General features: G+C 65.8%; 22 protein-coding genes. 11 read left to right on the top strand and 11 right to left on the bottom strand.

Annotated elements, in window-relative coordinates:
- Positions 1-18: 18 nt before the first annotated feature.
- The 3 genes from gatC to IVB41_RS22330 form a co-directional block, all read right to left on the bottom strand.
- On the bottom strand, positions 19-306 hold the full coding sequence (gene gatC / locus IVB41_RS22340; RefSeq protein WP_247435025.1) for an Asp-tRNA(Asn)/Glu-tRNA(Gln) amidotransferase subunit GatC: 288 nt from the start codon (positions 304-306) through the stop codon (positions 19-21).
- 76 nt (positions 307-382) lie between these two features.
- Positions 383-1,459 (bottom strand): nitronate monooxygenase family protein, encoded by a 1,077-nt coding sequence (locus IVB41_RS22335; RefSeq protein WP_247435023.1) that lies wholly within the window; start codon positions 1,457-1,459, stop codon positions 383-385.
- Between the two features lie 17 nt (positions 1,460-1,476).
- A complete protein-coding gene (locus IVB41_RS22330; RefSeq protein WP_247435019.1) occupies positions 1,477-2,451 on the bottom strand; it encodes a nitronate monooxygenase family protein in 975 nt (324 codons plus the stop codon).
- Positions 2,452-2,546: 95 nt separating this feature from the next.
- Here IVB41_RS22330 and IVB41_RS22325 point away from each other — a divergent pair, with 95 nt between their 5' ends.
- Entirely contained in the window at positions 2,547-3,437 is an 891-nt protein-coding gene (locus IVB41_RS22325) for a LysR family transcriptional regulator (RefSeq protein ID WP_247435016.1), read from the top strand.
- On the opposite strand, the gene IVB41_RS22320 is transcribed toward IVB41_RS22325, so the two are convergent.
- A complete protein-coding gene (locus tag IVB41_RS22320; RefSeq protein WP_247435013.1) occupies positions 3,424-3,639 on the bottom strand; it encodes a hypothetical protein in 216 nt (71 codons plus the stop codon). The two genes, IVB41_RS22325 and IVB41_RS22320, sit on opposite strands and share 14 nt — an antisense overlap.
- A 47-nt stretch (positions 3,640-3,686) precedes the next feature.
- On the opposite strand from IVB41_RS22320, the gene ruvX reads away from it, so the two are divergent.
- On the top strand, positions 3,687-4,178 hold the full coding sequence (gene ruvX / locus IVB41_RS22315; protein ID WP_027567307.1) for a Holliday junction resolvase RuvX: 492 nt from the start codon (positions 3,687-3,689) through the stop codon (positions 4,176-4,178).
- Positions 4,179-4,181: 3 nt separating this feature from the next.
- The gene (locus IVB41_RS22310; protein WP_247435010.1) at positions 4,182-5,105 is read left to right on the top strand and encodes an AEC family transporter; all 924 of its coding nucleotides are present in this window, start codon (positions 4,182-4,184) and stop codon (positions 5,103-5,105) included.
- A gap of 138 nt (positions 5,106-5,243) precedes the next feature.
- On the opposite strand, the gene IVB41_RS22305 is transcribed toward IVB41_RS22310, so the two are convergent.
- Positions 5,244-6,014 carry a CPBP family intramembrane glutamic endopeptidase gene (locus IVB41_RS22305; RefSeq protein WP_247435007.1) on the bottom strand — a complete coding sequence of 257 codons (771 nt, stop codon included), beginning with the start codon at positions 6,012-6,014 and terminating at the stop codon, positions 5,244-5,246.
- Positions 6,015-6,059: 45 nt separating this feature from the next.
- Entirely contained in the window at positions 6,060-6,818 is a 759-nt protein-coding gene (locus tag IVB41_RS22300) for a M15 family metallopeptidase (RefSeq protein ID WP_247435724.1), read from the bottom strand.
- Positions 6,819-7,030: 212 nt separating this feature from the next.
- Between IVB41_RS22300 and IVB41_RS22295 the strand changes: the two genes are divergently transcribed.
- The 4 genes from IVB41_RS22295 to IVB41_RS22280 all read left to right on the top strand — a co-directional run bounded on the left by IVB41_RS22295 (position 7,031) and on the right by IVB41_RS22280 (position 11,266).
- A complete protein-coding gene (locus tag IVB41_RS22295; protein ID WP_007603315.1) occupies positions 7,031-7,978 on the top strand; it encodes an aspartate carbamoyltransferase catalytic subunit in 948 nt (315 codons plus the stop codon).
- A complete protein-coding gene (locus IVB41_RS22290; RefSeq protein ID WP_247435004.1) occupies positions 7,978-9,285 on the top strand; it encodes a dihydroorotase in 1,308 nt (435 codons plus the stop codon). Before IVB41_RS22295 ends, IVB41_RS22290 begins: the two co-directional genes overlap by 1 nt.
- A 32-nt stretch (positions 9,286-9,317) precedes the next feature.
- On the top strand, positions 9,318-9,914 hold the full coding sequence (plsY, locus tag IVB41_RS22285) for a glycerol-3-phosphate 1-O-acyltransferase PlsY (protein ID WP_027567312.1): 597 nt from the start codon (positions 9,318-9,320) through the stop codon (positions 9,912-9,914).
- Between the two features lie 146 nt (positions 9,915-10,060).
- A complete protein-coding gene (locus tag IVB41_RS22280; RefSeq protein ID WP_247435001.1) occupies positions 10,061-11,266 on the top strand; it encodes a patatin-like phospholipase family protein in 1,206 nt (401 codons plus the stop codon).
- Here the strand turns inward: IVB41_RS22280 and IVB41_RS22275 are convergent.
- Complete coding sequence (locus IVB41_RS22275; RefSeq protein ID WP_247361612.1) at positions 11,258-12,502, bottom strand: amidase; 1,245 nt, start codon at positions 12,500-12,502, stop codon at positions 11,258-11,260. The genes IVB41_RS22280 and IVB41_RS22275 overlap by 9 nt on opposite strands.
- A 90-nt stretch (positions 12,503-12,592) precedes the next feature.
- Here IVB41_RS22275 and dprA point away from each other — a divergent pair, with 90 nt between their 5' ends.
- Positions 12,593-13,735, top strand: a complete 1,143-nt coding sequence (dprA, locus tag IVB41_RS22270) for a DNA-processing protein DprA (RefSeq protein WP_247434998.1) — start codon at positions 12,593-12,595, stop codon at positions 13,733-13,735.
- Here dprA and IVB41_RS22265 read toward each other — a convergent pair.
- Positions 13,732-14,142 (bottom strand): helix-turn-helix domain-containing protein, encoded by a 411-nt coding sequence (locus tag IVB41_RS22265; RefSeq protein ID WP_247434995.1) that lies wholly within the window; start codon positions 14,140-14,142, stop codon positions 13,732-13,734. The two genes, dprA and IVB41_RS22265, sit on opposite strands and share 4 nt — an antisense overlap.
- A gap of 83 nt (positions 14,143-14,225) precedes the next feature.
- Between IVB41_RS22265 and IVB41_RS22260 the strand changes: the two genes are divergently transcribed.
- Positions 14,226-14,834 carry an FMN-dependent NADH-azoreductase gene (locus IVB41_RS22260; RefSeq protein WP_247434993.1) on the top strand — a complete coding sequence of 203 codons (609 nt, stop codon included), beginning with the start codon at positions 14,226-14,228 and terminating at the stop codon, positions 14,832-14,834.
- A gap of 72 nt (positions 14,835-14,906) precedes the next feature.
- Here IVB41_RS22260 and IVB41_RS22255 read toward each other — a convergent pair whose 3' ends face one another.
- Together IVB41_RS22255 and IVB41_RS22250 are read right to left on the bottom strand one after the other, a co-directional pair.
- Positions 14,907-15,089, bottom strand: a complete 183-nt coding sequence (locus IVB41_RS22255; RefSeq protein ID WP_247286816.1) for a hypothetical protein — start codon at positions 15,087-15,089, stop codon at positions 14,907-14,909.
- A gap of 177 nt (positions 15,090-15,266) precedes the next feature.
- Positions 15,267-16,040 carry an SDR family oxidoreductase gene (locus IVB41_RS22250; RefSeq protein ID WP_247286817.1) on the bottom strand — a complete coding sequence of 258 codons (774 nt, stop codon included), beginning with the start codon at positions 16,038-16,040 and terminating at the stop codon, positions 15,267-15,269.
- 121 nt (positions 16,041-16,161) lie between these two features.
- On the opposite strand from IVB41_RS22250, the gene IVB41_RS22245 reads away from it, so the two are divergent.
- Positions 16,162-16,629 carry a helix-turn-helix domain-containing protein gene (locus tag IVB41_RS22245; RefSeq protein WP_247286818.1) on the top strand — a complete coding sequence of 156 codons (468 nt, stop codon included), beginning with the start codon at positions 16,162-16,164 and terminating at the stop codon, positions 16,627-16,629.
- A 168-nt stretch (positions 16,630-16,797) separates the two neighbouring features.
- Positions 16,798-17,352 carry a flavodoxin family protein gene (locus tag IVB41_RS22240; protein ID WP_247434990.1) on the top strand — a complete coding sequence of 185 codons (555 nt, stop codon included), beginning with the start codon at positions 16,798-16,800 and terminating at the stop codon, positions 17,350-17,352.
- Between the two features lie 302 nt (positions 17,353-17,654).
- On the opposite strand, the gene IVB41_RS22235 is transcribed toward IVB41_RS22240, so the two are convergent.
- Positions 17,655-17,894, bottom strand: coding sequence for a hypothetical protein (locus IVB41_RS22235; protein WP_247286819.1), 240 nt, complete (start codon positions 17,892-17,894; stop codon positions 17,655-17,657).
- Positions 17,895-18,046 lie beyond the last annotated feature (152 nt).

The raw sequence follows: 18,046 nt of genomic DNA, 5'->3' as shown, positions 1-18,046 counted from the left end.
CGTACCAAGTCCTAAAAGTTACTCGACGACCTTGGGTACAAGAAAGAAATGACCTTCGGTCGCGGGCGCGTTGGCAACGATATCGTCGGCGATCTCGCCGTCATTGACCAAATCCCGCCGCTTCTTCATCTGCATCGGGGTGACCGAGGTCATCGGCTCCACGCCCTCGACATCGACCTCCGAGAGCTGCTCGACAAAGGCGAGCATGGCGTTGAGCTCGCCCTGCAGATGCGGAACCTCGCCCTCGGAAACCGCAATGCGCGCCAGATGCGCGATGCGGCGGACGGTAGCGGCGTCGACGGACATTATATAAGGCCTCTCACGGCAAAACCTATGTGCCGTATAGCAGAGGCCGCTTTTGCGCCGCAACCGGCGGCGGGATCTATCCGGCGAGAGCTTTCAGGCGGGCCAGGGCCGATTTGGCGAGATCGCGGGTCAGTTCAGCCGCCGGGACCTCGCGGCCCAGGGCGATGGCCTGCCCGGCCCAGAGATTGGTGAAATCCACCCTGCCCTGCTTTTCGGCAGCCGCCTTCAGCGGTCCCAGCGCCGTTGCGGCATGAGGAAATGGCGGTGCGTCCGGCGAAATCGGGCCGGCCTCGCGCATCAGGCGGTTCTGGACGCCGCGCGCCGGCCGCCCGGTCATGACATTGGTGATGACGGTGGAATCATCCCGCCCCTCGGCGAGCGCCGCGCGGGCCGCCGCACTGATCTTGGATTCCGGACAGCGCAGATAGGCACTCCCGATCTGCACGCCGGCAGCACCGAGCGCAAACGCCGCCGCGATACCGCGGCCATCCGCAACACCGCCGGCCGCAATCACCGGGACCTTCACCGCGTCGACCACCTGCGGCACCAGCGCAAAGGTGCCGGGCTGTTCAGAGATCTTGTCGGTCAGGAACATGCCGCGATGGCCGCCGGCCTCCGCGCCTTGTGCGATCACCGCGTCAGCGCCGTGCTGCTCGAGCCAGACCGCTTCCCTCACGGTGGTCGCCGACGAGATGACGAGACATCCTGCCGCCTTGACCCGCTTGAGCAGCGCGGCCTCGGGCAGGCCGAAATGGAAGCTGACGATCTCCGGCTTCAGCTCCTCCACGACCTCGCAGAAGCCGGCGTCGAACGGCGCGCGGTTTGCGGCATTGATGGGTGCGGCGGGATCGAGGCCATGCTCATTGTAGTAGCCCGCGAGGCGCTGCTTCCAGCGCGCCTCCGCCTCGGCCGAGAGCTCGACCGGTGTGTGGCAGAAGAAATTCATGTTCACCGGCGCGGAGACCCGCTGCCGGATGATGTTGACCTGCTCGCGCGCCTTGTCCGGCGACAGCATCGCGCTCGGCAGAGAGCCGAGCCCCCCGCCTTGCGCAACGGCGATCACCAGCTCCGCGTCCATCACGCCAGCCATCGGCGCCAGCACGATCGGGAATTCGGTCTTGAAGAGATCGATCAGTCGACGGTTCGGCCACATGGTTGTTCTCTCGCAGTTTAGGCGGACAGGCTGGAATTACGCCGGCCGGCTAGCAGTTGCTCGGCCTCGGTCGCAATCCGTTCGACGATTTCAGCGGCGGACGGAATATCATGGATCAGGCCGACAGCCTCACCGGCAAAGACCGCGGCGACCTCAAAATTGCCCGCTGCCCTTGCCGCGGCATAGTCGACGGTCACCTCGGCGGCGCGCTGCAGCAGCTCGACCTCGCGGCCGGTCCAGCGCCTGATATGATCGTTGACCAGCGTTCGCGAGGTGAACGGGGCCGGCCAGAACAGGCTGCGCGACCAGTCGACGATGACGCCGCGCGCCGTGTCATTGGGATCAGCGTCGCGAATGCGCTGCTTGGCCTCCTCCGCGCCATTGGCCTCCACGCTCGCATAGAAGCGCGTGCCGATCAGCACGCCGGAGGCGCCCAGCATCATCATCGCCGCCAGCCCGCGACCATCGGCAATTCCGCCGGCGGCAACCACCGGCACGCGCCCGGCGGCGAGATCAACGATAGAAGGTACGATGTCGACCGTGGTGCGCGATGCGCCATGGCCCCCGGCTTCGGTCCCCTGCGCGATCAGGATGTCCGCACCGGCGTCGAGCGCCTGCTTCGCCATGTCCTCGCTCTGCACCTGGCAGATCAAGCGCGCCCCGGACGCCTTGATGCGCGCTGCAAATGGCGCGGGGTCGCCGAATGACAGCATGATCGCTTGCGGATTGGCAGCGAGCGCGATGTCGAGCAGTTTTGGTTGTTTTGCCAGGCTCCAGGTGATGAAGCCGATACCGAACGACGCAAGGCCGCTCAGTTGGCTGGTCTCGGCCTCGAGCCGTTCCTGATCGCCGTAGCCACCACCCAGGATCCCGAAGCCGCCGGCCTCGCTGACAGCCCGCGTCAGCCGGCTGCCGGCGATCGTGTCCATCGGAGCCAGCAGGATCGGATGCTTGATCCCCAGGAGCTGGGTCAGCGGCGTGGTGATCGGCATGGCTCCTCCGCTCTCGACACGAACATTAGTCCAGAATACCATTCTCTAAAATTGAATTCTAACGAACGCTACCATCTCAAAAGCGAAACGATGCCATGGAACTCAGCGACATCCAGACCTTCGCCGCCGTCGCCCGCACCGGGGGCATCACCCGCGCGGCCGAAGAGCTCAACACGGTGCAGTCGAACGTCACCCAGCGCGTGAAGGCGCTGGAGGCGGAGATCGGTACGCCGCTGTTCGAACGGCATAGCCGCGGCATGACCCTGACCGGCGCGGGCAAGCGCCTTTTGCCCTACGCGCAACGGATGTCCGCATTAGCGCGCGAGGCCGTGCTCGCTGCCTGCGACGACGGCGAGCCCAAGGGACCGCTCGCGATCGGCTCGATGGAAACGACCGCGGCCGTGCGGCTGCCGCCGCTGCTGGCTGATTTTCATCGCCGCTTTCCCGCCGTGCGGCTGAGCCTGCGCACCGCGCCCACAGCCGACCTCGTCGCTTGCGTGCTCGAAGGCACGCTCGACGGCGCCTTCGTCGCAGGTCCGATCGCGCATGCAGATCTCACCGCGACAAGCGCGTTCCGCGAAGAGCTGGTGCTGGTGAGCGCGCGGCGCTGGGCCACGCTCGCCGAGCTGCGCGCCGGGACGCCGGAATCCGGCCCGACCGCGCTGACGTTCCGCACCGGCTGCACCTACCGGCAGCGGCTGGAACAGATCTTTGTCGAGTTCGGCTGGCCGTCGGCCGCACGCTTCGAGCTCGGCACGCTCGACGGCATGATCGGCTGTGTCGCCGCCGACATGGGCGTGACGCTGCTGCCGCGCGCCGTGGTCGAACGCAGTGCGATCAACGGCAGCGTCTCGATCCACGCGCTGAGCCATTCGCACGCGCAGGTCGAGACGCTCTTCATCCAGCGTCGTGCCGGACATCAAACCAGTGCGCTGAACGGATTTGCCGCTTGCCTGAAGCAAGACGATGATGTCATCGCGGCCTGAGATGGCAGCGCCGCAACGCAACCAAAGCCCAGATCGCCTCGACCACGCCGAACGGCCAGGCCCCTTGCAGGAAGCCGTAAGCCGAACCGAGCACGCAGGACATAGCGAACAGCAGCACGAACCAGTGGCTGCGGTCTTCCAGGGCGTAAGTGACCAGCATCGCTGTCACGGCGACCAAGCCGAATAATGTCAGCGCATCCATAGTTACAGGTTCACTCCGCAGCCTGACGCGTGATATGCGCTGATCCCATGCCGGCTCTTATCCTGCCTCTCGTCGATGCTGCAACCCACTGGCCCGAACGCGGCGGGTTGGTCGGCCTTGATCTCGGTACCAAGACCATCGGCGTTGCCGTCTCCAATCCGGACCGTCGGTTAGCGACCGGCGTCGAGACGATCCAGCGCAAGGCGTTCAAGCAGGATGCCGCCCGGCTGCTCGCGATTGCCAGTGAACGTAAGGCCGTCGGCTTCGTGCTCGGCCTGCCCATCAACATGGACGGCAGCGAAGGCCCGCGCGCGCAATCGACCCGGGCGTTTGCCCGCAACCTCGCCGGCCTGACCGCGCTGCCCATCGGCCTCTGGGACGAGCGTCTGTCGACCGCCGCGGTCGAGCGCGAGCTGATCGGCATGGACGTCAGCCGCGCCAAGCGCGCCGAAGTGATCGACGAGCACGCCGCGATCTTCATCCTGCAAGGCGCGCTCGACCGCCTCGCCAATCTGCGCGCAGCCCCGGGGCCCGGCTGATCCATGGCCGTCGTGATCGCGGCGCTCCTTCCCGTCTTTATCCTCATCGTGCTCGGCGTGGTGCTGAAGCGCACCCTGATGCGGCTCGACACGCAATGGAACGGGCTGGAGCGGCTGACCTATTTCGTGCTGTTTCCGATGCTGCTGATCCAGACGCTGGTGAAGGCCGACCTGTCCAGGGTGCCGGTCGCCGGCGTCGGCGGCGCGCTGCTGCTCTCCGCGCTCGCGATGTCGCTGCTCTGCCTCGCGCTCCGCCCGGCCCTGTCGCGTCTCGATATCGACGGCCCCGCCTTCACCTCGATCTTCCAGGGCGCGATCCGCTGGCAGACCTATGTGGCGCTGTCCGTCTCCGCCAATATGTTCGGCGAGGTCGGGCTGGCGCTCGCCTCCGTCGCGATGGTGGCGATCATTCCGCTGGTCAACGTCCTCAGCGTGGCGGTGCTCGCGCACTACGCCGCTCCGGAGAAGCAATCCGCGCGCGCGATCGTCATGACGGTTGTCCGCAATCCCCTGATCTGGGCCTGCGTGATCGGTCTCGTCATCAATGTCATCCACCTGCCGCTGCCCAGGATCTGGCATGAGGTGGCAGACGCACTCGGCCGCTCCTCCCTCGCCATCGGCCTGCTCGTCACCGGCGCCGGCCTGCATCTTGAAGGCCTGCTCCGCCCCAGCGCAGGCGCCGCTATCGGCGTGGTGTTCAAGCTGGTGCTGATGCCCGTGGTCGCCCTGGTGCTCGCCGTCTGGTTCGGACTGTCCGGCGACAGCCTCGCCATCGTCGCGATCTGCGCCGCCGTGCCGACTTCCACCAGCGCCTATGTGCTGGCCCGACAGGTGGGCGGCGATGCCCCGCTACTGGCGCAGATCATCACGCTGCAGACGATCCTGGCGGCGATCACGATGCCGATCGTGATCGCGCTGGTGGCCTAGAATTCGTCATTGCGAGCGCAGCTCTCCTTCTCGTCATTGCGAGGAACCCTTGCGACGAAGCAATCCAGAGTCTCTCCGCGGACAGATTCTGGATTGCTTCGCTTCGCTCGCAATGACGGAACTTGGGCGACCGTCGGGCTAGCTCCCCAGCCACATCGTCAGCACCACCGCCGTCAGATTGTTCAGCGCGTGCAGCACGATCGTGAGCCAGAGCGAGCTGCTGCGATAGCGCATATAGCCAAACCACAGGCCGATGGAGAAGACCTCGGCGAGGAAGTACAGGTCGTATTGCAGGTGCACGACCGTCCACAGCAGCGACGACAGGATGATCGCGCCGGGCACGCGCAGGAAGCTCGCCGACCAGCCGCGATAGAGGAAGCCGCGCGCCAAAACCTCTTCCGACATCGGCGCTGCCACGCTGAAGGCGAACAGCAGGAAGAAGGCTGCGCCCTTGTCGCGACCAGATTTCAACAGATCGGTCATGAAGCCCGGCGTGGCCTCGCGGCCGAGGCTCCGCGACATCGTCTCCCAGGCCACGACGATCAGGACAAGCCCGACCGCGCCGAACAGGAGTTGCTTCCAGGACGGCCAGCGTAGCGCGAGATAGTCGACGAAGGAGGCCTTCTTGATGCGGATGGCAAGCCACACCGCAGCCAGTGTCGCCGGCAAGCCCAGTATCACCGACAGCGCGAGCGCCTGCGGCTCGCCGCCGACGAGCTGAAGCGAGGCGAGGTCCATCGGCAGGCCACGCTGCACCGCCAGCAGAACGATGGCGCCGATCTGCCCGACGAACATTGCAGCGAAGATAACGATCCCCCACAGCGCCGTGCCCCAGAATTTCCAGACGCGCGGCGCCTCGTGCGCAGGCGTCACGGTCGGCGGCGGATGATCGGGATTGAGCGAATCCATCAAAGCGCTTTCATTGGGAGGCATTCCGGGCGCGTCGGTTGCGATCTACTTCATCCGCGGCGGAATCGGAAAATCATAGGCCGCCCCGCCCGCCCCCGGCAGTGAAAAGTGCCACCACTCCTTTGCATAGTTCACAAAGCCTTGCCTCGCCATCGCAGCCACGAGCCGCTTGCGCCAGGCGCGCTGGTCCGGACTGACCGTTGGCGCGGCGGTGTGCCCTTTCACGTCGGTACAGTCGTAACCTGTGCCCATGTCTACACTGCCCTCGGGCGGGCGCGCCTCGACCGGCGCGGTACAGTCGGCGTAGGCCTTTGACGGGTCGTATTTGCCTGAATTGTCCGCCTTGAGATCGACCAGCGTGAGATCGAGCGCGGCGCCCGTCGAATGCTGCGAGCGGCTTGCGATGTAGCCGAGGCGGAACAGCTCGGTCTTGGGAATTTTGGGATTGTAGCGCCGCTCGGCAACCGTCTCCTGGCCGTTCTGCGACCACCTGACCATGTCGAGCGAGGCCCGCGCCGGCCGGTAGCAGTCGAACATTTTCAGCGAGAGATTTTGCGCCACCAGTTCCTGCTGCACCGCCTTCAACCGCAGCCCAATCTCCCGCTTCACCACGCATTCGCCGACGCCGTAGCCGGCGAGCGGACGGCCGACGAAATTGTTCGAGGTGGCGTAGCGGATGTCCTGGATGATGCTGGGGTCGATGTCGCGCAAATAGACGAAACCGCCGGGAAGCGATTGGGTGTGGGCGGTGCTGATCGTCATGAGCGCCAGGAACGCTGCCAGAATTGATTTCACGAAATGCATCCCAGTCGTCATGGCCGGGCTTGTCCCGGCCATCCTCGCCTTTTCTGCGACAGCACCTTAAGAACGTGGATGCCCGGGACAAGCCCGGGCATGACGGAGAAGACGGGGACAGCTCACGCCACAGCGATAAGACCGACAGATCGGGGGATAACTCCCCGCCCGGGCTTTGGCCCTTGCCCCCCCGGCCATCCCCGCCTATAGCTCTCGCTTTAATGACATCGAAATCGACCTTCGTCCTCGGCCACCGGCATTTGCTGGGCATCGAGGGCCTTTCCGCGGCCGACATCACCGGCCTCCTCGACCTGTCCGAAGAATATGTCGAGCTCAACCGCCAGGTTGACAAGAAGCGCACCGTCCTGCGTGGACGGACGCAGGTAAACCTCTTCTTCGAGGCTTCCACCCGGACCCAATCCTCGTTCGAGCTCGCCGGCAAACGGCTGGGCGCCGACGTCATGAACATGTCGGTGTCCTCATCGTCCATCAAAAAGGGCGAGACGCTGGTCGACACCGCCATGACGCTCAACGCCATGCACCCGGATATCCTGGTGGTGCGCCATCACGCCTCCGGCGCGGTGGAACTGCTGGCCCGCAAGGTCGACGGTTCCGTGATCAATGCCGGCGACGGCGCGCATGAGCATCCCACTCAAGCCCTGCTCGACGCGCTGACCATCCGCCGCAACAAGGGCCGGCTCGAGGGCCTCGTGGTCGCGATCTGCGGCGACGTGCTGCATTCGCGCGTCGCCCGCTCCAACATCATCCTGCTCAACGCGATGGGCGCCCGTGTCCGGGTCGTCGGCCCCTCCACGCTGCTGCCGCCCGGCATCGAGCGGATGGGCGTCGAGGTCGCGCGCGACATGCGCGAGGGGCTCAACGGCGCCGACATCGTCATGATGCTGCGGCTCCAGCGCGAGCGCATGAACGGCTCCTTCGTGCCGTCGACCTCCGAGTATTTCCATTATTTCGGGCTGGACCAGAAGAAGCTCGCCTACGCCAAGCCAGACGCCCTCGTCATGCATCCCGGCCCCATGAACCGCGGCGTCGAGATCGACACTGCGGTCGCTGACGGCGCGCAGTCCCTGATCCGCGAACAGGTGGAAATGGGCGTGGCCGTGCGCATGGCGGTGCTGGAAGCGCTCGCCCGCAACCTGCCGAACGCGTGATGCTCATGTTGACCGACCGCCGACCCATCCTGCTTGCCAACGCCCGCGTCGTCGACCCCTCCCGGGACTTCGATGGCCCCGGCGACGTCCTGATTGCCGACGGCATCATCCGGGAGACCCGCCGCGGCATTGGCGCTGCCGGCGTTCCCGAGGGCACCGACGTCGTCAACTGCGCCGGCAAGATCGTCGCACCCGGGCTGATCGACATGCGCGCCTTTGTCGGCGAGCCCGGCTTCAGCCATCGCGAGACCTTTGCGTCCGCGAGCCAGGCGGCTGCGACCGGCGGCATCACTACCATCATCTGCCAGCCCGATACCTTGCCAGTGATCGACAACTCGGCGACCGTCGACTTCGTGATGCGTCGCGCCCGCGACACTGCGATCGTCAACATCCAGCCGATGGCGGCGCTGACCAAGGGCATGCACGGCGAGGAGATGACCGAGTTCGGCCTGCTCAAGGCGGCCGGCGCGATCGCCTTCAGCGACTGCGACAAAAGCGTGATCAACGCGCAGGTGATGCGCCGCGCCTTGACCTACGCGCGCGATTTCGACGCGCTGATCGTGCACTACACCGAGGATCGCGATCTCGTCGGCGAAGGCGTGATGAACGAGGGCGAATTCGCCTCGCGGCTCGGCCTGATGGGCATCCCGAACGCGGCGGAGGCCGTGATGCTGGAGCGCGACATGCGCCTGGTCGCGCTGACAGGCGGGCGCTATCACGCGGCCTCGCTGACCTGCATCGAGTCGCTCGACGTGCTCAAGCGCGCCCGCGACGCCGGCCTTGCCGTGACCGCCTCGGCCTCGATCAACCACCTTGCGCTGAACGAGAACGACATCGGCCCTTACCGTTCGTTCCTGAAGCTGTCGCCGCCGCTGCGCACCGAGGACGACCGCCGCGCGCTGGTCGCAGCCGTGGCCTCCGGCCTGATCGACGTCATCATGTCCGACCACAATCCGCAGGACGTCGAGGTCAAGCGCCTGCCTTTCGCGGAAGCGGCCCCCGGCGCCATCGGGCTGGAGACCATGCTCCCGGCGGGCCTTCGCCTCGTGCACAATGACGAGCTGGATCTCAAGACGCTGATCCGGGCGATGTCGACCCGGCCGGCCGAGATTTTGGGATTGCCTGGCGGAACCCTGCGCACAGGCAGCCCCGCCGACGTCATCGTGATCGACCCCGATGTCCCCTGGGTGGTCGATCCCGCCGACCTCAAATCGCCGTGCAAGAACACGCCGTTCGACGAGGCCCGCTTTACAGGTCGCGTGGTGCGCACCATTGTCGGCGGACGGACGGTGTACGAGCATGTCTGACGTGCGGAGCTGCAGCCAGGGAATTTGCAGACATGGCGCTTGAATTGTTCCTGCCGGTGGCTTTTGTTATCGGCTACCTGCTCGGTTCGATTCCGTTCGGACTGATCCTGACGAAACTCGGCGGCACGCAGGACATCCGCTCGATCGGCTCCGGCAGCATCGGCGCCACCAATGTGCTGCGCACGGGGCGCAAGGGCCTTGCCGCCGCAACCCTGCTGTTCGACGCGCTCAAGGGCACCGTGGCGGTGGTGATCGCGGGCTACATCGCCGGTCCCAATGCCGCGATGCTGGCCGGGCTTGGCGCCTTCCTCGGCCATCTCTTCCCGGTCTGGCTCAAATTCAAAGGCGGCAAGGGTGTCGCCGTCTATATCGGCATCATGCTCGGGCTGTTCTGGCCGGCGGCGGTGGTGTTCTGCCTGCTCTGGTTGGCGACCGCCTTCACCGCCCGCTATTCCTCGCTCTCGGCCCTGGTGGCCTCGTTCATCACCCCGCTGTTCCTGTTGTGGTTCGGCCAGCCCGCACTCGCGACGCTGGCGGCGGTGCTGACGCTGCTGTTGTTCTACGCTCATCGCGAGAACATCAAGCGGCTGCAATCGGGCAAGGAAAGCCGGATCGGCGAGAAGGCATAAGCCGGGAATCCACGGATACCGCGGCACCCCTTCTGCATTATATCGCAAATGGTGTTCGCAACTTGCAGCCGAATCACGGCTGTATGGACGAATGGGTTCCAGGCCTTGGCCCTGATCATGGGCATGGCTCTACGCGGTTGCTCAGAATGAGCGAGAAGATTGTCAGCGCGCATGTTGAAGGTGGCTTGCAGGGCACTGCGGCAAGCCGGATGCTCTCGACCACGGATATCTGGTCCGGTGCGCCCTCGCCGCTTCCTGCTCCCAAGCCTGTGCCCGTTTCGCCACCAGCGCCGCAGCCTGCTCGCATCGCGCAAGCTCCTGTGACAGTTGAGGCCGTGATCGCTGCGGCACCAGTCGCACCCGCGCAACCCGAAGCCAACCAATGGCCGCCGCAAAGATTGTCGCTGGCGCTTCAGGGCGGCGGCACCTTCGCCGCGTTCACCTGGGGCGTGCTGGAGCGGCTGCTGGAAGAGCCATCCATCGCGATCGACACCATCAGCGGCGCCAGCGCTGGCGCCATCAACGCGCTTCTGCTCGCCTCCGGTTTCGCCGAGGGTGGCCGCGAAGGCGCCCGCGCGCGGCTGAACCGGTTCTGGATCCGGCTGATGCACGAGGCCTCGTTCCGATCGCTGATGCTGATCGGCGGCTTCTCGCCGGCGGGAAGCTCGGTCGCGTTCGGTCCGACGCTGCGCTCCGGCCAGTTCGATCCGTTCGATCTCGATCCGCTGCGGCAGGCGCTGTCGCGCGACATCAACTTTTCCGCCTTGCGCGACCCGCGCTGCCCGAAGCTGCTGATCGCCGCGACCCGGATCCGCGACGGGCAGCAGCAGATCTTCCGCAACGACGTGATCACCGCCGACGTCGCGCTGGCCTCGACCTGCCCACCGCTGATTCATTGCGCGGTGGAGATCGACGGCGAGGCTTATTGGGACGGCGGCCTCGGCGGCAACCCGCCCCTGCTGCGGCTCGTGCAGGACACGACGAGCACCGAAATCCTGCTGGTCCAGGTCACGCCGGCGCGCGACAGCTACGTGCCGATCACGCTCGCCGCGATCGACCGCAGGCTGGATCAGATCGCGGCCAACGCCGCCCTCAATGCCGAGATCGCGGCGATCGAATGGGCGCAATCGCAGGCCGCATCGTCGCTGCGGCTCTCCAGGATCGCCGCGGAAGATTTCGTCGACGGCCTGGCGCAGCGCTCGTCCACCGATCTCGGCCGCGGCTTCATTCGCGCGCTTCACCGCAGCGGCCGCGAGGCCGTCGGGCGCTGGCTCAAGCAAGGCACCGATCACAGCGCAGCGCCGGCCGCATCTGGCCAGCGCATCGTCGCTCTCGAACCTGCGCTAGCTTGATTTCGCCAGCGCCTGCTCCAGGAACCACGCCGTCGCCAGCGCATGCGCGTCGTTGCCGAAGCGCGCGATCACCTGCACTCCGATCGGCAGGCCATTAGCCTTGAGCACCGGCACGTTGACGCAAGGATTGCCCATCAGTGTCCAGAGCCTGTTGTAGCGGGGGTCGCCGGTGCTCGCGAGTTCCTTGGCCGGCGGCGCGCCCGGTGCCGAATAGGTCAGCAGCACGTCGAACCCCTCGAACAATTCGCCGATCTCGCGGCGTCCGCGGCGGCTGATCCGCCGCGCGTCGTCATAGTCCTTAGGTGTGAGACCGACCGTCGCATCGAGACTGGCGCGCAGCATCGGCGCGATCTCATCGTGGCGTTCGGAAAATTCCCAGGCGAGCGCGCGATGCGCCTCGAAGTCCTGAATGATCGGGTGGATACGCCAGGCCTCCTGCACCGCCTCCGGCAGATCGATAGTCTTCACGCTGGCGCCAGCCTTCTCGGCGGCCTTGATCGCGGCTTGCAGCCCCTCTTCGGCGGCCGGCTCCACGGCACCGGCAAACTCCTGCCTGACCACGCCGATGCGCGGCGCCTTCGCCGGGACGATGCCGGCGAATTCGGTGCGGCCGGTCATCGCGAGCAATCCGCGCGCGAGATCTTCCGCGCGCGCGCCGAACAGGCCGACCGTGTCGAGCGCCCACGAATAGCATTTGACGCCGACCGTCGGCAGCATCCGGAACGACGGCTTGATCGCGGCGGTGCCGCAATAGGCAGCGGGGCGGATCACCGAGCCGCCGGTCTGGGTGCCCAGAGCCAGCGGGATCATGCCGGCACCGACGGCCGCGGCCGAGCCCGAGGACGAGCCGCCCGGCGTATGGCCAAGGTTATGCGGATTGAGCGTCGGGGTTGGATCGCGTGAGGCGAACGCCGTGGTCGTGGTCTTGCCGATGATGGTGGCGCCCGCCCGCTTCAGCATCATCACGACAGGCGCGTCCGCGCGCGGCTGCCAGCCGCGATAGATCTCCGAGCCCATCTCGGTCGGCATATTGGCAGTGTCGATGATGTCCTTGATCCCGACCGCGATGCCGCGGAGCGGCCCGGCGCCTTGCGCCTTCGCGGAGGTGTCGTGACGGACGAAGGCGTGGACGTCCTTCTCCCGCGCCTCGATCGCCGCATGCGATTGCGCTATGGCGGACTCGGGCGAAAGCTCGCCCGCTTCGATGCGGCGCTGGAGGTCGGCGAGTGAGATCATGGCAATACCCTTCTTATTGGGATCGCTTTTAGCATCGCGACGAAGCCGCGCAAGCGCACGCCGCTGTTGCCCACGCCCTCAGGTTGTTCCATGCTGTGCCTGCAAGGAGCTGCCGTGGACGCCATCAATCCAAGTGTAGAGCTGACCGAGGCCGACAGGATCGACCGCCTGCGGCTGATCCGGTCGGACAATGTCGGGCCACGCACGTTCCGGTCGCTGGTCGATCATTTCGGCACGGCGCGCGCGGCGCTGGAGCGGCTGCCGGATCTGGCACGTCGCGGCGGTGCGCAGCGATCGGCGCGCATCTGCAGCGCTGACGAGGCGAAAGCCGAGCTTGCCGCGAGCCGCAAGTTCGGAATTGCCTGGCTCGCGCCCGGCGAGGACGGTTATCCGGCGCGGCTGGCAACGCTCGACGATGCGCCGCCGCTGCTCGCCGTGCGCGGCGACAATACAACGCTGATGCGGCCGATGATCGCGATTGTAGGCTCGCGCAACGCCTCCGGTGCAGGCTTGAAATTCGCCGGTCAGCTCGCCCGCGAGCTTGGCGAAGCCGGCTTCGTCGTCATCTCCGGCCTCGCCCGCGGCGTGGACCAGGCCGCGCACCGCGCCAGCGTCGAGAGCGGCACCATCGCCGTGCTCGCCGGCGGACATGACTGCATCTATCCGCCCGAGCATGGCGATCTGCTGGCCTCGATCCTCGATCGCAAGGGTGCTGCGATCTCCGAGATGCCGCTCGGCCACGAGCCGCGCGCCCGCGACTTCCCCCGCCGCAACCGGCTGATCTCGGGCGCCGCGCTCGGCGTGGTCGTGGTGGAGGCGGCGCATCGCTCGGGCTCGTTGATCACCGCGCGCATGGCCGCCGAACAGGGCCGCGAGGTGTTCGCGGTGCCGGGCTCGCCGCTCGATCCGCGCGCCGCCGGCACCAACGATCTGATCAAGCAGGGCGCGACGCTCGTCACCGAAGCCGCCGACGTCGTCAACGCGGTCGCACCGATCATGGAGCGGCCGCTGATGCGCACCGCGAACGAGCCCGACAGCGAGCCGTTCGCAAGCGATCCGCAAGGACACGACCGCGATCAGATCACCGGCCTGCTCGGCCCCGCCCCTGTCACGATCGACGATCTCGTGCGGATGTCCGGCGCCTCGCCGGCCATCGTGCGCACCGTGCTCTTGGAGCTCGAGCTCGCCGGCCGGCTCGAACGCCACGGCGGTGGGTTGGTCTCGCTGCTTTAAGGAGTGTTCCGCTCGTCGAAGTGCGTGCGCGCCGAGGCGATCTGCTCCTGATGCGTGATCGCCCATTCGCCGAGTGCCCTCACCGGCTGCTGCAGTCCGCGGCCGAGATCGGTCAGCTCGTAATCCACGCGCGGCGGAATGGTCGGGAAGATCGTGCGTGTGACCAGCCCGTCGCGCTCGAGCCCGCGCAACGTCAGGGTCAACATCCGCTGCGAGATGCCGTTGATCATGCGCTTGAGCTCGTTGAAGCGCTTGGGCCCGTCACTCAGCATCATGATCACGAACACGCTCCATTTGTCGCCGACGCGCGCGAGGATCGAGGCGACGCCGCGGCAGTCCGCGTGGTCGCGATCCGGCATCGGCGGGGCAGTCAAATCGATGTGCGCAGGTTTCAAGGATGTGCCCATGGCTCAAAAAGGTGCGTTCTTGCGGGGATTTCGATAGTCACTCATGTAGCTCTGGTTACAAACATATACCAGGGTGATCCCGAATGAAACTCCTCCACATCGACTCCAGCGTGCTCGGCTCCCACTCCGTTTCCCGGCAGGTCTCCGCCGCCATCGTCGACCGTCTCAGGCAGGCGACACCGTCGCTCGACATCGTCTACCGCGACCTGACGCAGAGCCCGCTCGCCCATCTCTCCGGTTCGCATCTCGCGGCCGCGCAAGGCGCGCCTGCGCCGGCGGAACTCGGCCCCGACCTCGCCGCCAGCAAGGCCGCGCTGGACGAATTCCTTGCCGCTGACATCGTCGTGATCGGCGCGCCCATGTACAATTTCACCATTCCGAGCCAGCTCAAGGCCTGGATCGACCGGGTCCTCGTCGCGGGGAAGACGTTCAGCTACGGCGCGAACGGACCGCAGGGCCTTGCCGGCGGCAAGCGCGTGATCTTCGCGATCTCGCGCGGGGGCTATTACGGCGCGGGCACGCCCGCCGCGTCGCTGGAGCACCTCGAAAGCTATCTGCGTGGCGTGTTCGGCTTCATGGGCATCCATCATCCCGAATTCATCAGCGCCGATGGCATCCAGGTCGGGCCGGAGCATCGCGAGAAGTCGCTCGCAAGCGCGCTTGAGGCGGCAACCAGCCTCCGCGCGGCCTGACGCAACGCGCACATCGTCAGCCGCCGCAACATCGCTTGCGGCGGCTGATCGACCGGTGCGCGGTCGGCGAAGCTAAAACCAGGCGCCCTGAATGCCGAGGATGACGGCGACGAGCGAAACGAACAGGCCGATGCCGGAGAAAAGAGCGACCCCGATGAATTCGGAGGTGTCGGAACGCTTGGCGGGAATGGTGGAGTTTTCGGTGTAAATACGCGGTGCTGAAATCGGGGAAATAATACGAGCTGCCTTTGGCATATCGGGCTCCCTTGAAAATGAGTCTTCGTGACCCCCTGCCCGAAAAGTGTCTTGGCAGCGCAAGCGAAGGTTCAACGCCTCACGCAAGGTTCAGAAAATACAGCTCGCGAGACGTGGGAACCGGTCGGCGCAACCGCTTTTGCGTGCGCCGACCGATTCAATTTTCACTTCAATTGATCAGCCGCGATAAATCGGCGCGCCGCTCGGCGAGGCGACCGCGCCGCCGTCGACGAAGATTTCCTGGCCCTGCACATGCGCGGAATCGTCGGAGGCGAGGAACAGCACCGTCTTCGCGACGTGATCTGTTTCACCAATGCGCCCCAGCGGCGTCGTCAGCGCGATCCGCTTCTCGAACGCCTTCTCGGCTTCGGGCGTCGCGGTCGCAGGTCCCCAGATCGGCGTGCGGATCGCACCGGGCGCGACCACGTTGACGCGAATGCCGCGCGGCGACAGTTCTGATGCCATGATCCGCGCCATCGCCCGCACGCCGGCCTTGGCGGCGCCATACGCCGAATAGCCGGGAATGCCGAGCACGGAGATCACCGAGCCGCTGAGGATGATCGAGGCGTTGTCGTTGAGATAAGGCAGCGCGGACTGCACGGTGAAGAACACGCCGGTCAGATTGGTGCTGATGACCTTCGCGAAGACCTCCAGCGTGGCCGATCCCAGCGGCGTGCCGCCGGCGATGCCGGCATTGGCGAACACGATGTCGAACTTGCCGAACTTTTCGGCGCCCTTCTTGATCGCAGCTTCGGTCGCCGCAATGTCGGTGGCGTCCGCGGCGAGCGCGAGCGCGTTCGGCCCGAGCTCCTTCGCGGCCGCCTCGAGCGTCTCCTTGTTGCGCCCGGTGATCACCACCTTGGCGCCCTCGGCCACGAACAGCTTTGCCGTTGCCAGCCCAATGCCGCTATTGCCGCCGGTGATCAGGGCCGTCTTGTTCTTCAGTCTCACGTTCGTCTCCAGTGGTTGCATCATAAAACTATGATTGCCATCTAGGCTATCTGGTTTTAAGATGCAACCACACGAGCGCGTGAACGGCGACTGGACCGTGCGATCGCGAAAGGACTGGACCATGGTGAAACGAACGAGCTTCGAGGGCGATGCCTGTCCGATCGCGCGCTCGCTGGAAGCGATCGGCGACTGGTGGTCGCTGCTGATCATCCGTGAGGCGCTGTTCGGCCTGCGCCGCTTCGGCGAGTTTCAGAACAAGCTCGGCATGGCCAAGAACATCTTGTCGGCCCGGCTGCGCGCGCTGGTTGACCACGGCATCCTGACCACGGCCCCCGCCTCCGACGGCAGCGCCTACCAGGAATATGTGTTGACGGAAAAGGGCCGCGGCACTTTCCCGATCCTGGTAGCCCTGCGGCAATGGAGCGAGGAATTCGACGATCGGCCGTCGGAGATCTCGACCATCCTGGTCGATCGCGAGAAAGGCCGCCCGGTGAAGAAGCTCGAGCTACGCGCCGAAGACGGGCGGCTGCTGACGCAAGCCGATACCATGCTGAAGCCGCGGCCAGCGCCGCGACGGCGGTCGGCCTAGTAACGTCGAACTGCCACCACCCCGTCATTGCGAGCGCAGCGAAGCAATCCAGACTGCCACCGTGGAAAGACTCTGGATTGCTTCGCCGCGCTCGCAATGACTGCGTGGGGGACTTGTACAAAACATCGACGGCGTCAAAGATGGCTAGACACAGCAAGTGGCACCACGATGCCCCTCCTCGCCATCGTCTATTTTTCCATCTCAGGCACCACCGAGAAGCTGGCGCACGCGGTCGCGCGCGGTGCGGATGGCGTGGCGGATGTCACGCTCTGTCGCATCACCGGCGGCGACATCGTATCAGGCCGGTTTAAGAATGAGAGCTTACTGGAGACGATTGACGGCGCTAGCGCCGTTGCGTTTGGCAGCCCCACCTACATGGGCGGACCCGCCGCCCAATTCAAAGCTTTTGCAGACGCTTCGAGCGACAGATGGAGCAAGCAAGCCTGGGCCAACAAGATCGCAGCAGGATTCACGACGGGCGCCTGCGCTGGCGGCGACCAACTCCACACACTGTCCTACTTTTCCATTCTGGCCGCGCAACACGGCATGCTCTGGTGCGGACTGGATATTCCGGGTGGCGAGGACCCGAGCGGTCGGAATCGTTTAGGCAGCCAGCTTGGCTTGGCAACACACTTGATTGACGGCTCGTTGCCTCAGAGCGACCTCGGCACGGCCGAATATCTCGGCCAGCGATTGTCCAGAATGGCAAGCCGCAACGGCTAACCTCACCCGTCATTGCGAGCGAAGCGAAGCAATCCAGAGTCTTTCCGCGGTGGGATTCTGGATTGCTTCGCTGCGCTCGCAATGACGACTTTGGTGCAGCGTGCTCCAATCTCTCGCCGTCATCCTGAGGTGCTCGTCCTGCAAAGCAGGGCGAGCCTCGAAGGACGACAGCCCGGCTGCATCCCGGCCGCTCATCCTTCGAGGCTCCCGGCGCGATGCTTTGCATCGCGCCACTCGCGCCTCCAGCGACGAGCGCTACGCGCTCGCGCGGGGATGACGGGTCTGATACTCGCCGGGTGCCCTCACGACAGCCTGCGCTTGCTCCGCAGCCGCAGGTGCTCGTCGGCCTCCAGCTTGGTCATTCCCAGGAGATAATGCAGCACGTCGAGCTTGTGCCGCTCGGCGAGCTTGCGCAGTGCCCCGACCTGCTCGGCGATGAAAGCGACCGCCTCCTCGACGCCGCCCTCCCCCGGTTCCTCGTGACGCGAGCCTCCCGCCGCGCGCGATGCGGCGCCCGCCCGTTTCTTTCCTGGCTTAGTCACCAGCCCCCACCCGAATCCATGCCCGCGGAAACATTACGCCGACATCGGCCGCAACTCAAAGGTGGTATTTTGCAACTTTCTCGATATGAAACTTTTCCCATCGGGATGGCTTTCAACACCCCTCGATTTGACAGCGACGGCCTCACCACCCA

This window comes from Bradyrhizobium sp. 44, from assembly GCF_023073095.1.
In the GTDB taxonomy this organism is placed as follows: Bacteria; Pseudomonadota; Alphaproteobacteria; order Rhizobiales; family Xanthobacteraceae; genus Bradyrhizobium.
Note: the sequence above shows the minus strand (reverse complement) of the source record. Positions and strands in the feature narration are given on the sequence as shown.